This window comes from Candidatus Methanoperedens nitratireducens (assembly GCF_900196725.1).
GTDB lineage: Archaea > Halobacteriota > Methanosarcinia > Methanosarcinales > Methanoperedenaceae > Methanoperedens > Methanoperedens nitroreducens_A.
This window is the reverse complement of record NZ_FZMP01000250.1, coordinates 28,028-42,627: the sequence shown is the minus strand read 5'-3', so window position 1 is coordinate 42,627 and position 14,600 is coordinate 28,028. Positions and strand designations below refer to the sequence as shown.

Sequence of the window (14,600 nt, the reverse complement as noted above, 5' to 3'; positions counted from 1 at the left end):
AACCCTGTATCCTGTATAGGCAAGGGCAACGAATATGAACACGAGTACCCAGTTATCGTTTTGCAGGAAACCGGTCACAGGGAAGCTTCCCCAGACCCAGCCAGGTTCGGTAAAAATCGATTTGCCCTCTCCAACAGTGGCACCCCCTTCTGTATGAACTTCAAAGACGAGACCGGGTGCTACCATCAGGGACGTAAACAAATTGGGAAGGATTATTCCTACTCCCAGCAGCGCCACTGCAAAGAGTGCCACAAGAGAGGGCAGGTAATATAGGGGATTATACCCTCTTTTATTAATCTCTTTTGAAAGTATATTCAATGCTGCAGGAACAGCCATGCCGGAGATGGGCACAACTATATGGAACCATGAATAATTGGCTATTCCGAAATCCGTAATATCAAATATGGAACGAATGTACGGCAGCACCGCTATTAAATCGATTAAAAACATGGGAACCGTAGCAACAACTATATAATCCGTTGACTTACCCCTTAAATGATCAGCTATAGATTGAACAAAAATGAATATCAAAAATATCATGATGAAGAACAGAGCGCCGGGCCATGTTATATGGAATGCTGCAAGCATTATCCCTGCAAGTATGGAATACAACACCGGTTTTTCTTTTAAATTTTCTTTTAAATTCAGTCCTGAAAGTTTTATATTCCTATCTCTGCCCGCTTTTATTGCAAGCATAAAGAGAGCCATTGCCACAGTGCTGAAAAAAACCTCGGCGACATGGTGATCTGTGAATCCCAGCGTCGAGCGGCTGAAGAACTGTCCCGGCAGAACAGTGATCATAAGTGCTGCAAGCAGGCCCGCACTCCTGTTATACAGCAGCTTTCCGATGTAATACACCGGGAAAACGACAAGCGCACCCAGTACACCGGGCAGATAGGCGGCTATGGCGTTTACTGTTTGCATGTTGTAACTGCCCATTCCTGCGATGAGCGAGAGAGTCGCGATCATCTGAGTCCACAGGGGTCCCCAGTGTATCGCGCTACCTTTGGGGTAGATAGTAAATGCATCGTAGAAAATCCTGTGCGGAAAATTATTCAGTGTATTTTCAACAAGACGCATCTGGAATACGGCATCGTCAGAAGCAAATGCAACATAGCCGTTCCTGAAAACGCTGTCGTATGGCATTACAATCCGTAAGTAAAGGGACAGGGCGAATATAGCCAGAAGAATTATGCCTGGTATATAGTTAAAATAAGGAGGAAAATTTAACCTTTGCTCTGATTTTTGTTCTTTATCTTTTCCCGCTCTTACTGATCTCTCTTCACGCTTCTTTTTGTTCTTAGTCATATTAAACCTGTGATTAAACCTTTGATAGAACGGTTCGTAAATATACGAACTTAACGTTTATAGTTATTGCCTGAGTACCACTTTGAGATACTGATCACTTATTTTATTCCACCCTAATGCTGGCGGATTATATATTTTTTCGCTCTTAAGATTCAAAAGGAGCTTTTTCTTTATTTCATCGCTATCCATTGGAGGCACAAAAATCGCTCCTGCATATCTCCCCAGCGATTCTTTCAATCCTCCTACATCAGAAGCGATCACCGGTTTCCCGAAAGACATTGCAATATGGGCGATACCGCTCTGTGAAGCACGCGTGTAGGGCAGGACCACGATGTTCGCAGCACTGAAATACACAGGAACTTTGCTGTCAGGAACATATTCATCCACGAGCGTGATTTTTTCGGTGAATGGAGAAGATTTTATCTGGCAAAGAAGCTCTTCCCCGTCTTCCCACATCTCGCCTACAATAAGCAACCTGCTTCTTTTGACTATGCTTTCCGGCAGTTGCTCAAAAGCTTTGATCAAATAAGGCACCCCTTTATACCTCCTTATCAGACCAAAAGAAAGGATAACGAGTTCTTCTTTAATGGACAGGAGTTCCCTCGCTTTTTTTGCATCCATGACCCTGCCGTAATGGTCGTACAGACCATGCGGGATAACATGGATTTTTTGCGCGTCAATTCCGTATCGCTTAGCCACCAGAAATTTATCAGATGTTGAATGCACGATGTAAGTATCAAGATCTTTGCGAAGTATCTTTCCCATCAAACGCGAATACAGCCTGAGGGGGAAGATGCTTTCTTCCAGCGGGTCAACCACTTCATGAAAGTCGATTACCAGCCTTGATCTTAAGGATAAGCCCATTATTTTCATGAGCAGGTGCATATGGGATACCGAGGATGTCCACCATTGCAAAATAATGATATCAGGCTTTGTTCTCCTGAGGTGGCAGTATGCCCTGTACCATGTTACCGGATTGTTATAGTCCATCCCGTCGTACACCTGCACTGCCGGTGAGAATTCAAGATTCGAGATCTCTTTACCTACGTGTGCGCGCCCGGGGAAGAGGAACCGGGGTAGAAGGTTCCTGTAACAGATAACAGACACGCTGCAGGAAGCCGATAGAGAATTCGCAAGCCGCATAATAAAATAGCTGATACCGCTCAGGAAATGTTTTGAGGGCCCGACGATGCAGACTTTTACATTTTGCATATCATTCGCAAGTACATTACCTTTATATTTAAATTAATGCATAAGAAGCCTGAGGCAGTTTTTAGTGAAAATAGCACAGGTATGCCCCCGTTACTACCCTGACATCGGCGGAGTAGAGACACACGTGCAGGAAATAAGTGAGAGGCTTGTAAAACGCGGTTTTAAGGTCGAAGTGGTCTGTACCGATCCATCAGGTATTTTATGCAGGCACGAGATAATAAACGGAGTCACTGTAACAAGATTCAGGTCCTTTGCGCCGGGAGAAGCGTACTACATTGCGCCGCAAATGTATTTTTATTTGAAGGGACAGAGCTATGACCTGGTACATGCACACAGCTACCATGCACTGCCTGCGCTTTTTGCCGCACTTGCAAAGAATGGGAGGCGGATGGTCTTTACGCCGCATTATCACAGGAGCGGGCACACTCTAATAAGGGATGTGCTCCATAAACCATACAGGCTTATAGGGAGCGGGATTTTTGGAAAGGCGGATAAAGTGATCTGCGTGTCCGGGCATGAGCGCCGGAAAGTTATTGAGGATTTCAACATGCCAGAAGGAAAAGTAATCGTCATACCAAATGGTCTGGATCTTGAGGAGTTCAAAAACACAGGGTACGGCGGGAAAGATGGCAGCAGGATAACACTGCTATACGTTGGCAGGCTGGAAGAATATAAAGGCGTACAGCACATAATCAACGCTCTTCCCCTGTTAAGAGATTCCAGGCTGGAAATCATCGGGCAGGGACCTTATGAGCCCGGTCTGCGAAAACTCGCGGAAAAACTATTAGTAACGGAGCGCATTAACTGGTATAAACAAATGACAAGAGAAGAACTGCTCCGGCATTATGCATCTGCAGATGTGTTCATCATGCTCTCCAGACACGAGGCATACGGTATTACGGTTGCCGAAGCGCTTGCCTCAGGAACGCCGTGCATCGTTGCAGCGGGAAGCGCTCTGGATGAGTTCGTGGACGGGAAACGATGTCTGGGCATTGAAGCGCCCGTCACGACCGATAAACTGGTCGGAGCCATACGGCAGTTAAGGGAATCCCACATTAAAGATGATATGAAGATAGAGAAACTTCCGATCCATGACTGGAACGATGTAACAGATAAACTAATAGAGGTTTACAGAAGCATAAAATGAATATCGGCATCGTCGTACCCTACTTCACCCCTTATGTGCGCGGCAATGAGTACGGACTGGCACAGGGTCTCACTCACCTCGGGCATAAAATTACAATAATTACATCAACCGCCAGGGCTCCGCGTGAAAAGGCGATCACGGATACGGTATCCCATGGTGATAACATCGATTTTGATGTGAGATACCTTCCGGTTCTTATCGATGTGGGAGACAATCCTATCGTATCTGGAATAAAAGATCATATCCGGGGGCAGGATATCGTGATGCTTCAGGAGGATTATCCGCTCATCTGCCATAAAGCATACAGCGCCGCAAGGGAATACGATATCCCCGTGATTTTATCGTCAGAGCGGACATATTCACCGGAAAATATCGCAAAGAGGTATGCTCTTAAGTTACTGGATGCAACGACCAACAGGAAATTGCGGGATGGTGCTGATGCGCTGACCGCCCACTGCTCAGCAGCTAAAGAATTCATAATAGAGGAACTGGGAGTAAAAAGGGAAATCACGGTTATACACGTGGGCGTGGATACAGACCTGTTCCGACCGGGACGATCGGGAAGAAAATACCTCAAAAAAGGGGACTTTCGGATTTTGACCGTGGCGCGGCTGCACAGATATAAGGGGCTTGAATACCTGGTAGAGGCAATGGAAACGGTCAGTAAGGAAATACCGCAAGCGCATCTCTACATCCTGGGAAAAGGTGAGGAGGAGCAAAACCTCAAAAGCCTCGTAAATAAACTGCAGTTGAATGATGCTGTTACATTTCTTACAAATACGGTTCCGAACTATGAAATACCAAAGCTGTATTCTGAATGCGATATATACATCCAGCCCAGCATCGTAGAACCTTACGGCATTGCTGTTGTGGAAGCCATGGCATGCGGAAAGCCGGTTATCGGGACGAAGATAGGAGGAATGCGCGATACGGTACTGGACGAAGAGACAGGTTTCCTGGTCAAGCCCGGGGATCCGGCAGAACTTGCGGGGCGAATAACAATGTTAAGGGACGATGAACTGCGCAGGGAATTGGGGGCAAGGGCAAGGGCGAGAGTGGAAAAAGAATTTGACTGGAAATACATCGCGTCCCGGTACCAGGAGTTAATTGATGTCATCACATGAATACGATGGGGACTATTTTAAGAAAACGCGCAGCAATATAGGCCTCCTTCTAAAAACAATGCGTCCGCTCTGGGGAAGATGGGTAAAGATAATCCGGGAATACAAGGGCGGCGGAAGGCTGCTTGATATTGGCTGCGGTGAAGGTTATTTCCTGCAATATGCTGAAAAATATTACGAAGCGTATGGAATGGATGTTTCAGACTACTGCATAAGCGAGGCATACCGGAGGACAAAAAAAACAAAACTCTCTACCGGCAGTATCGCACACATAGATCATGGGAACGAATTTTTTGACGTCGTCACATGCTTTGATGTCCTGGAACATCTTGATGACCCGGAAGCTGCCGTGCAGGAGTGCAGGCGTGTTCTCAAGTCCGGAGGAATGCTCGTGATAAGGATTCCGAATATATCCTCTTTAGGGGCTAACTGGAAAAAAGAAGAGTGGTTCGGCTATAAAGATACAACTCATAAATCGCTGCTTTCAAATGAAGGCTGGCTCTCCATGCTCCGGGAGAATAATTTTGAGGTACTGAGCGTGTTCTACGATGGATTATGGGATACTCCGTATCTGAAATATATTCCCAGGCTCTTTCAGGACATTTTCATAAAAATCCCATCTCTGGTATTGTTCTCTCTGGGGACGAAATACTCTGAAAAGTACGGTGAAAATCTATGCATTATCGCTCGCAGGTTATGAAAAGCGTATCTTCTCTATTTGAGCTGTTAAAAAACCAGAAAAAGGTCTGCATTATGATCACTAACTTCCCGCCGTACCCTGAAAATACCGAAGCGTTCAGGGGGGGTGTTACAGAGGTGCACGAGCAGCTTTATAACCAGCTTATAAAAAATGGCGTGGATACATTTGTCATCTCATTTTCCCTGTATGGCAGGTCGCCTCATAAGGATGGTATTTACAGGGTTGGCACGTACATCCCGTACTCCAAAAGTAAAGTCAGGAGATTAATATTCCCTTTTCTTGAGTTTTTTAATCCCCTGATATTTGTTAATGTGATGCGGATCCTGATCCGTGAAAAGCCGTCCTGTGTGGAATATGCCTCGCTGCTCCAGGGATCGGTTGCGCCGCTTGTGGCATCTGTGCTGTTCAGAACAAGGATCATTGTCCGCAACGACTGGTTATGCCCGAATCTTTACGCAAAGAGCCAGTCCTGCAGCGATGCGCAGAGATTAAGAGAGTGCGCAGAATGCCTGGGCATTAAAAACCCTTTTTTGAGACCGGTAGCTGGATTATATTCGATAATTATATTAAAATTTAAAAGGTTCCTGTGGAACAGGTACTGCACGGTTATAGTCCAGAGCAGTTATCACAGGAATCTGCTTGAAGGATGGGGGATACTTCCTGAAAAGATGATATTGATACCTCCCACGTCCGATATATTCGAAGACCCGCTCTACACGGGAGAACTGGTCAAACTCAAAAAAGATAAAATTATCCTGGCTTATATAGGGCGGCTCACTGTTGAGAAAGGATTTGACATGCTTCTTGAGTCTTTTAAAATGGTAATGCAAAAAAGGCAGGATGCAGCACTGTGGGTAGCAGGTACGGGAGATTTAAAAAGAGATATGCATGGCGTGGAATACCTCGGCTGGGTAGAAAAAGACAGGCTGGGAAGCGTGTATAAGGTTGCAGATATCATCGTCGCCCCGACCGTGGTTCCCGAGGCGCATCCTGCAACTGTGGACGATGCGCTCAAGTACAAGAAACCGGTTGTCGCATTCAAAGTAGGGGCGCTTGAAGAGATGATCGGAAATAGAGGCATATTCTGCAACGGGCTTAGCCCTGAATCGCTGTATGAAGGCATGATAAAAGCGATAGATAGCCTCGGGGAGAAGTAAAGCATGTGCGGGATATGCGGATTCTACGGGCTTGAAGATGAAAATGTAATTAAACGGATGGTCAAAAGCCTGTCGCATCGCGGTCCTGACGCCAGCGGATTCTATACCGACGGTAACATCTCGTTCGGTCATACAAGGCTCAGCATCATCGATACATCCGATAAAGGGAAACAGCCGATGGGCAACGAAAACGGGACTGTCCGGATCACGTACAACGGCGAGACATATAATTTCATGGATCTGAGGAAAAACTTAAAGGGACGACATGATTTTTATTCAAACACCGATACCGAAGTTCTTATCCACGCATATGAGGACTTCGGAGTGGATTTTGTTAAAAAGCTCAGGGGAATGTTCGCATTCGCTATATACGATTCCGTAAAGAAAAAATTGATACTCGCAAGAGACCCTATCGGTAAGAAGCCCCTGTATTATTACTGGGACGGGAACTGGTTCATTTTCGCCTCTGAGATCAAAGCTATCCTTGAAGCCGGGATTAAAAGAGAAATCGATATGCAAGGGCTGTGCGCATATCTGACACACCAATATACCATCGGAAGAAATACCATGTTCCTTGGCATCAGGAAAGTGCTCGGGGGGGAGATACTTACCTTTGATATCAGCAGCAGAACTGTAACAATAGATAAATATTTTGAGATCAAAGAAGACATTGTAAATGCGCCTGAGGAATTTTTCGTTCGGAAGCTTCGGGCGCTGCTTGAAGAATCGGCGCAGCTCAGGACAATAGCCGATACTCCAGTAGGCGCATTTCTATCCGGCGGGATTGATTCTACAAGTGTGGTCGCGCTCACAAAGCCAAAGATTAATTATGACCTGCATACGTTTTCAATGGGTTTTGAAGGGTATTTCTCGGAGCTTGATTTTGCAAAAACGGCGGCGGAACATATCGGCACTGCACACCATGAGATTGAGATAGGCCACAGCGATGTAGTTCGGGAACTGGAAAAGATAGCATGGCATTATGACGAACCGATTGGCGATGCAGCCATAATCGCGAATTATTTCCTTGCAAAAGAAGCAAGAAAATATGTCAAAGTGGTAGTTGCAGGTGAAGCCGGGGATGAACTGTTCGGGGGATACGATCATTATAAGAAAGGCTTGCAGACCCATTACTGGTTCAGCCTGCCGCATATCTTCAGAACCCCGTTAAAAAACATCGTTTCATATTCGTTGAAAAAAGAATATTTCTTTAAAAAAATTTACCCATATTATGTACTGAATTTTCTCTCACAGAAGGATATGTACCATGCGTCGCTGGACATGACAAAATCCGCATTTGGCGATGAAGAACTGAAACTGTTCACTTCAGGGCATCTGAGCTTCGATGAAAATCAGATCGTGATACCTTCGGACATGAAGCAGCCCCTGAATAAGATGCTGGCTCTTGACTGCAAAAACCTGCTGCCTGAGAAGTACCTTATGAAAGCGGATAAAGCCACAATGGCAAATGCCGTTGAAGAGAGGCTGCCGCTGATGGATAAAGACATTGTTGAGTTCAGTTTCAGGATCCCTCCAAAATTTAAGATCAAGAACGGGGATGGAAAACATATATTGAAGATGGCTGTCAAAGATCTGGTTCCTGAAGAGATCATAAAAAGAAAGAAAACAGGTTTCAGTGTACCCTATATCCACTGGGTAAAGAATGAAATGAGGGAACTGGTTGAGCAGAAAATAGATGAAGGGGAGCTGATAAAAAGGTTGTTTGAGAAAGAAAAAATCAGGATGTTGATAGAGAACTCCCGTAAAAATGAATGGTATCGCAACACAGCGATCGTCTGGAACCTGTTCGCCCTTGAACTGTGGTATGAACAGTTTTTCCATGATACATAATGTTTTATCCATGTAGAATGATATATTACAAACAAATAAAATATGAAAGAGAGTATAATTAACGATTTATATTGTCCCGCCTGCCAGGGTAAGCTTGAATGCAGGGTGACAGAGGCGAAGAACAATGAGATCGAAGCAGGCGTGCTGACCTGTAAAAATTGCCCGGGTAATTATCCTGTCAGGGACTATATCCCGAGATTTGTAAAAGAAGATAACTACGCTGCCTCTTTCGGACTTGAGTGGAATAAGCACTCCAGAACACAAATAGATAAATTCAACGGCACAAATATTTCAAGAGACCGCTTTTATTCCCAGACGAAGTGGGACAAGGATTTAAAAAACCAGAAAATACTGGAAGTGGGATGCGGGGCCGGAAGATTTACCCAGATAGCGATAGAGACCGGCGCAGAAGTATATTCGTTTGATCTCAGTACTGCGGTTGATGCCTGCCTCGCTAACAACGGAACGGCAAAAAACCTTCATATCTTTCAGGCAAGCATCTATGAACTTCCTTTCCAGAAAGGATATTTTGATAAAATCTTTTGTTTTGGGGTTTTGCAGCATACGCCTGATGTCAAAAAGGCATTTTCAAGTCTGGTGCCATACCTGAAGCCAGGAGGGGAGATAGTTGTGGACATTTATAAGAAAAGCGTCAGGAATTATTTCCAGTCAAAATATTTTCTGCGTATCTTCACGAAACAGGTCGATAGCACTAAATTGTATATTCTCCTCACAAAAGTTGTCCCGGTGCTGCTTCCGGCCAGCAGTGCCCTGAAAAAAATCCCGGCTTTTGGCAATTCCCTGAGTTCCTTAATCCCGATAATAAATTACAAGAATGTGCTGCCAGTGAAAGACGAAGACCTCATGGACTGGGCCATTCTTGATACTTTTGATATGCTCTCGCCCAGGTATGACAGTCCCCAGACGATGAAAACCCTGAAAAGATGGTTTATGGAAGCCGGACTTACGGATATCCAGGTATTCTCACCCGGAATGATCGTGGGGAGAGGTGCTAAACCTGACGGAAATAAGTCTTGAAATTAACAGCATGAGGTGGAACGTATATTGAGTCGCAAAATATGCTTTTTTTCACCCGGCGCATATTCGTACCTTTCGAATAAAAATACCGGGACTGCGGGCGGTGCAGAGCTTCACCAGGTGCTCCTGGCAAAAGAACTTGCAAAAAAAGGGTTTGATATATCTTTCGTAGTAGATGACTATGGACAGGAGAACATGGAGGTCCAAAACGGGATAAAGATCTTCAAGTCTCCGATTAATCGCTATACAAAGGTCACGGATTTTCCTTTAAGGGTTTATCATTTCTGGAGAGTTTTAGGAAGGGTGGGTGCGGATATTTATTATCAAAGGGCTGCAACCGCGGAGACAGGTATTATCGCTTTTTTCTGCGCCATGAAAAAGAAAAAATTCGTATATGGGATGTCAAGCGACATCGAAGTAGATGGAACATTTGATGAAAGAGCAAAGTTCTATGAAAGGATCCTTTATAATTTTGGCGTAAAAAGAGCCAAGCGAGTAATTGTGCAGAGCGAATACCAGCATGATCTGCTGGAAAAAAAATACGGTCTTGACAGCACAATTATAAAAAACCCCTGCCTTGCGAACGAATACCTGGAAAAGAAAAAGCTTGATCCCCCGGTTGTTCTCTGGGTAGGGACAATAAAGCCCGAATGGAAGCAGCCTGACCTGTTCCTTGAGCTTGCAAGGTCTATCCCGGATGCGAAGTTCAGGATGGTCGGGGGCTCTGGCAGCAACAGGCGGTTTTATGATGGGATAAAAAGAGAGGCAGGGAAAATACCAAATCTTGAGTTCACGGGTTTTGTCCCGTATCCTGAGATAAACAATTATTTTAATAGCGCATCTATCCTGGTTAATACCTCAAACGTCGAGGGTTTTTCAAATACTTTTTTGCAGGCGTGGGCCGGATACACGCCTGTGGTCAGCCTGAACGTTGATCCGGATGAAATCATCTGCAAACATAAACTGGGGTTCCATTCAGGGACGTTTGAGCAGATGATAATCGATGTTAAGACTTTACTTAAAGATAAAGGGTTGAGGGAGGAGATGGGGATGAACGGGCGGCAGTATGTCAAGAAGGAGCATGACCTGGGGAAGATAGTTGAAAAATATACCGAAATTTTTGGGAAGATATAAATAGTTTCATGATGTTGTTTCGATTGGTTTTTGTGTCGGTATGGCAACGCTTGCTTGATGCCATCGCTACACTTTGGTTTTTAATGCAATAATAGAAATTATTTTATATTTAGTTACAAAAATCTTATATAGTCCTTTTGCACTTGAGGGGTGCCAGAAGGGTAGAAAGTGACATGGTATGCGCATTATCTTTGCGCTGCGCTTAGCGACCTTCTACCTAAATCGAGAACGGTGCGAAAAGGTATTAGTGGAAAAGTGGTAAAAATGAATTATGAAAAATATATAATTTTATTAATAATAATTATAAGCGGTGTAAATATCTCATCTGCAGATGATGACTTTGTTTTTGGTCCGGCTGTTTATGAGAGAACAACAGGTTCACCGGACATTTTTGTAGATGATTTTTCATCTACTGAAGGCGATTTTGTACTCCATCTGGATAACGGCAGGGATGGAGGCTATAAAATAAGCAGCGCAACGATCACACTTAACGGAGAAACGATTGTCAGCCAGAATGAATTCAATCAAAATATCAATTCTATCAATAAATCGATAAAACTGAAATCTCAAAACAATCTGCATGTGAATCTCAACAGCAATCCGGGCGGTTCAATAACCCTTTACATTCATGCAGCGCCTGTTGTTGAAATTGAATTTCCGATAAAAAATGCCTATCATCCTGTTAATGTCCCTCTTGATGGAACGCCGGTTGAATTTAAAACAGCGGTCGTCGGAACTATTAAAGGGAACGTTACAAATGCAACGATAAAAGTAAATAATGAAATCTTTGATACACCTGTTATCAACGGCAGCTTTTACCAGAATGTAACACTTATCGAAAACGGTAACCAGATAAGCGTTTCTGCTACAGATGCGCTCGGTTACACCGGAAATGCCGATATAGTTGCGTATGTGGAGAACACGAATAAAGAGCTGACAATGCCGCTTCCCCCGCCAAACCCGTTCGAGAATGATAAGCTTGGCACGGGGCTGAATTATACTGCATATCTGTACGAAACCCAGGGTATGGATGCGGCGGTTGCTTTCATTTCGAGGAACCCTCACAATATCGTTGAAAACGATAGCGTCCGGGTAAGAATACCGGTTCCGGAAGATAATGAAACATATTTAAGCACGTTAAGAGCGACGGGCATAGATGTTTTAGGTATTTTTAATGCGACCGACATCGGCGGTGAAATCCTCATCGAAGCGTCTTTACCCGTTTCTAAAATCCGTGAAGCAGGAGAACTGGATTTTATAACACGTGTTTATGTTGTTGCATCACCATATCAGGAATCAACTACTGAAGGGGATGCTATTATAGGCGGTGACAAAGTAAGGAGCCTTGGATTCACAGGTTTGAAGCCTGATGGCTCGAAAGTAAAAGTAGCTGTGATTGATGGTTCCCCTACTCTTCATGAAGCCAAAATCATGGATGTCATTCAAACAATCGCTCCCGATGCTAATGTGACCGGTTACAGAGAAGACTGGAATAGTGAAATAGAAAATGCAACAGCCAATGGAGTGGATATAATCTCGGTATCACAATCTGCACCTTATTTTGACCTGGATGGGACAGACCCGATCTCTAAAAATATTACACTGGCGAGAACAAACGGCGTTCTTTATATCAATGCAGCGGGCAATTACGCGCGGCTCCACTACAAAGGAAAATACCAGGATAAAAACAACAATGGCTGGCATGAATTCGCAAGTTTCATCATGGGGCGCGATGAGACATTAAATGCCATATGGTCTTCTAAGCTAGATACTAATGTCACAGCGTATCTTCATTTGAACCCTGCTGATGCCGATAAACTGGATATTAAACTTGGAATTAACGATACCGAACCCCTACTCTTAAACAGCATCCAGGAGCGGTACTCCAGAGGGGTAAAAGGTATAGCAGTCCCGGTTGATGGATCAGGCGATGTCAGAATTTTTGTTACTAATTCAAGTAAATACAGCTCTTCTGACGTAATAGGAACACCTTTCCAGGTTTTTGTACTTCCTTCTCCCATATCTGGATTTTCGTATTCAGAAATACTTGATAAGCAGAACCAGTGGCTTGATCACTATGTTAAGGAATCCAGCGTAATAGCTCCGGCTACAAGCAGATATTCGTTCACTGTAGGAGCCGCACTTCCTAATATAACCGAGCCGTACGTTAATACTGCCGCTTATCTTACTGCAATATACGGGGACTTTAAAACCAACAAAGAATCTATAGTGAGATATATGATTCTTGCAACCGATATAAAAAATAAGTTTTATTATGGTGATCTTGCATACTTCAGCGGTCAGGGACCTGTATTTGATGCCGCCGGCAACACTCTCGTCAAACCCGATGTCGTCGCTCCCACATTCGTCTCCACTTCTCATGGTATTTTCGGCGGCACATCGGCATCCGCGCCTCATGTCGCGGGCGCTGCTGCCCTTGTGCTGAGCGCAAATCCGTATCTAACCCCGGACGAGGTACAGCAGGCGCTTGAAGAGAGCGCTGTTGAGCTTGGGACTCCGGGCAAGGATAATGAATACGGGGCGGGAAGAATTGATGTGTACGAGGCTGTGCAAAAAGTCCTGCCGGACCTGCGTCCCTCGAATATTCTGGCTGTCCGTGATGGTGCAACGAAAAATTTCACAGTAAAAGCGGATGTTAATAACGCCGGGCACGGAGCCACTCGAAACATAGAAGTGCAGTTCCTTAAAGATAGCAGCGTCTTCAATACCTCCGTAATACCGGTATTGAATGCAGGGGAGACTATAACTCTGGAAACAAAGTGGACGGCTGAAAACTACGGTTCATATAATATATCGGTAATAGTTGACCCCGGGAAAAAGATCCCGGAACTTGATGAGAACGATAATTATGCGAACGCAACAGTCGATGTGATCGGGCTTCCCGGATGGGGCTTCAGCAAGAAATTGAGCATCATGGGAACTACGGCAGGGGCGCAAACAAATTATCAGCTGAAGCTTACGGTCAGAAAAGGCTCCGGAACAGATGCGCCGGGTACGGTGTATCTTGGAAGTAATGTGCGGGATGATTTCGGGGATATAAGGTTCACAGGATCGGACGGGGTTACTTTGCTGGACTACTGGGTGGAGTCGTATGAGTCCGGGGTCGGTGCGGAGGTGTGGGTTGAGGTTGATTCGATACCGGAGAGCCCGGGGGCGGCAGATGTTTATCTGTACTATGGGAATAACCCGGCGACGAGTAAAAGTGATGGGGAGAGAACTTTTGAATTTTTTGATGATTTTAATAGCTTAGATTTAAATAAATGGGATAAATACGGAACAGTCAACATTGCAAACTCTAAAGCGAGTATCGTGTCGCCATGGAATCAAGGATATCTTGTGATGAAAAATAATTTTGACGCAAGAGGAAGATCTACTACTGTTGCGTATAACGGTAGAATACGATATCCTTTCTTGGGAAAAGAGAAGTATCTTGATGGTACTTCTTATCCACACTTTAGATCAGGTCAGGAATTATACTCTTTCGAAAGCAGATATAAAGATGATAAATATTTCCAACGCACAAAGGACACGGAGATTACAAATTTAGTTTTTAATGGTTCGTTTTGGTCTGGATATGATTCTACTACCATTATCCGAAGTAGGATTACAGTCTCACCAATAGCTCCCTATGTAACACGTTTTTATCTTCAGAAACCAAATGAGGTGGAAACTTTAGAATATGCTGAGAACTGGTTTTTTACAAACTATCTTATGTATCTCTATGCACCTTATTCTAATACTAATGGGGCAGGCTACCAAGAAGATGTCGATTTGGTTTATATTCGAAAATATGCAGAACCTGAGCCAACTTGGTGGGATCGGTGATATAACACCAATCCTCACGTCTGTTGATAGCATTAAAATTCATCCAATTCCATGAGTTGAATTAAAAGAAGCTTTGATGAACTACA

Annotated in this window: 10 protein-coding genes; 8 read left to right on the top strand and 2 right to left on the bottom strand. The window is 44.3% G+C overall.

Annotated features, from left to right (window positions below; genetic code table 11):
* Window positions 1-1,308: STT3 domain-containing protein (locus tag MNV_RS18845; RefSeq protein WP_306453669.1), on the bottom strand; the 1,308-nt coding region annotated here is incomplete at its 3' end.
* Window positions 1,309-1,371: 63 nt separating this feature from the next.
* Entirely contained in the window at window positions 1,372-2,520 is a 1,149-nt protein-coding gene (locus tag MNV_RS18840; RefSeq protein WP_096207479.1) for a glycosyltransferase, read from the bottom strand.
* A 64-nt stretch (window positions 2,521-2,584) separates the two neighbouring features.
* Between MNV_RS18840 and MNV_RS18835 the strand changes: the two genes are divergently transcribed.
* The 8 genes from MNV_RS18835 to MNV_RS18800 all read left to right on the top strand — a co-directional run bounded on the left by MNV_RS18835 (window position 2,585) and on the right by MNV_RS18800 (window position 14,514).
* Window positions 2,585-3,667, top strand: a complete 1,083-nt coding sequence (locus MNV_RS18835) for a glycosyltransferase family 4 protein (protein WP_096207478.1) — start codon at window positions 2,585-2,587, stop codon at window positions 3,665-3,667.
* On the top strand, window positions 3,664-4,791 hold the full coding sequence (locus MNV_RS18830) for a glycosyltransferase family 4 protein (RefSeq protein ID WP_096207477.1): 1,128 nt from the start codon (window positions 3,664-3,666) through the stop codon (window positions 4,789-4,791). Before MNV_RS18835 ends, MNV_RS18830 begins: the two co-directional genes overlap by 4 nt.
* Complete coding sequence (locus MNV_RS18825; RefSeq protein WP_096207476.1) at window positions 4,778-5,488, top strand: class I SAM-dependent methyltransferase; 711 nt, start codon at window positions 4,778-4,780, stop codon at window positions 5,486-5,488. Before MNV_RS18830 ends, MNV_RS18825 begins: the two co-directional genes overlap by 14 nt.
* A complete protein-coding gene (locus MNV_RS18820; protein WP_179294097.1) occupies window positions 5,485-6,645 on the top strand; it encodes a glycosyltransferase family 4 protein in 1,161 nt (386 codons plus the stop codon). Before MNV_RS18825 ends, MNV_RS18820 begins: the two co-directional genes overlap by 4 nt.
* A gap of 3 nt (window positions 6,646-6,648) precedes the next feature.
* Window positions 6,649-8,496 (top strand): asparagine synthase (glutamine-hydrolyzing), encoded by a 1,848-nt coding sequence (gene asnB / locus MNV_RS18815; protein ID WP_096207474.1) that lies wholly within the window; start codon window positions 6,649-6,651, stop codon window positions 8,494-8,496.
* 42 nt (window positions 8,497-8,538) lie between these two features.
* A complete protein-coding gene (locus MNV_RS18810; RefSeq protein ID WP_096207473.1) occupies window positions 8,539-9,534 on the top strand; it encodes a methyltransferase domain-containing protein in 996 nt (331 codons plus the stop codon).
* 27 nt (window positions 9,535-9,561) lie between these two features.
* Entirely contained in the window at window positions 9,562-10,668 is a 1,107-nt protein-coding gene (locus tag MNV_RS18805) for a glycosyltransferase family 4 protein (RefSeq protein ID WP_179294096.1), read from the top strand.
* A 264-nt stretch (window positions 10,669-10,932) separates the two neighbouring features.
* Window positions 10,933-14,514 (top strand): DUF2341 domain-containing protein, encoded by a 3,582-nt coding sequence (locus tag MNV_RS18800; RefSeq protein ID WP_096207471.1) that lies wholly within the window; start codon window positions 10,933-10,935, stop codon window positions 14,512-14,514.
* Window positions 14,515-14,600 lie beyond the last annotated feature (86 nt).

Excerpts from the sequence above, each read along its gene's own strand:
- MNV_RS18810 (WP_096207473.1), top strand. The coding sequence starts at position 8,539 with ATGAAAGAGAGTATAATTAACGATTTATATTGTCCCGCCTGCCAGGGT.
- MNV_RS18800 (WP_096207471.1), top strand. The coding sequence starts at position 10,933 with ATGAATTATGAAAAATATATAATTTTATTAATAATAATTATAAGCGGT.
- MNV_RS18830 (WP_096207477.1), top strand. The coding sequence starts at position 3,664 with ATGAATATCGGCATCGTCGTACCCTACTTCACCCCTTATGTGCGCGGC.
- MNV_RS18825 (WP_096207476.1), top strand. The coding sequence starts at position 4,778 with ATGTCATCACATGAATACGATGGGGACTATTTTAAGAAAACGCGCAGC.
- asnB (WP_096207474.1), top strand. The coding sequence starts at position 6,649 with ATGTGCGGGATATGCGGATTCTACGGGCTTGAAGATGAAAATGTAATT.
- MNV_RS18840 (WP_096207479.1), bottom strand. The coding sequence starts at position 2,520 with ATGCAAAATGTAAAAGTCTGCATCGTCGGGCCCTCAAAACATTTCCTG.
- MNV_RS18820 (WP_179294097.1), top strand. The coding sequence starts at position 5,485 with ATGAAAAGCGTATCTTCTCTATTTGAGCTGTTAAAAAACCAGAAAAAG.